Below are 519 nucleotides of genomic sequence, written 5' to 3' on the forward strand. Positions count from 1 at the left end.
TCGCCGACGCTGCGGCGGATCTCCTCGGAGAATTTATCCATGCCCATCACGCTGGCCGACACCGCCGACTGCATCTCCTTGAGCATCTGCTCGATGTCCCAGGTGGAGACCGAGGTCTGGTCGGCCAGGCGGCGGATTTCGGTGGCCACCACCGAGAAGCCGCGTCCGGCCTCGCCGGCCTTCTCGGCTTCGATGGCGGCGTTGAGCGAGAGGATGTTGGTCTGGTCGGCCACCTTGGTGATGGTGATCAAAACGCTGTTGATGTTGGAGGCCTTCTCCGACAGGGCGGCCAGCTTGGCGTTGATCGAATCGGTGGCCGAGACCATGTGCTGCATGGTGCTGTCCATGCGGCGCAGATTGGTCTGGGCGTCGGCGGTGGCGCTGGTGGTGTAGTCGGCCACCGCGGTGGCGTCTTCCATGGTTTTCAACAGCTGCGAGGTGTTGGCGGAGATTTCCTTGGTGGTGCTGAGGATCTCGACGCTGGTCTGCGCCTGCTCGATGCCGGTCGCTTCCTGCTGC

Annotated in this window: 1 protein-coding gene; it reads right to left on the reverse strand. The window is 63.8% G+C overall.

Features of this window, described 5'->3' with window-relative positions; translation table 11 throughout:
* Nucleotides 1–519 (reverse strand): methyl-accepting chemotaxis protein (locus AC07OK_RS30785; RefSeq protein WP_494693842.1); only part of this gene is annotated, 519 nt, incomplete at both ends.

This window comes from Duganella sp. GW821-FHT07G03, from assembly GCF_059418605.1.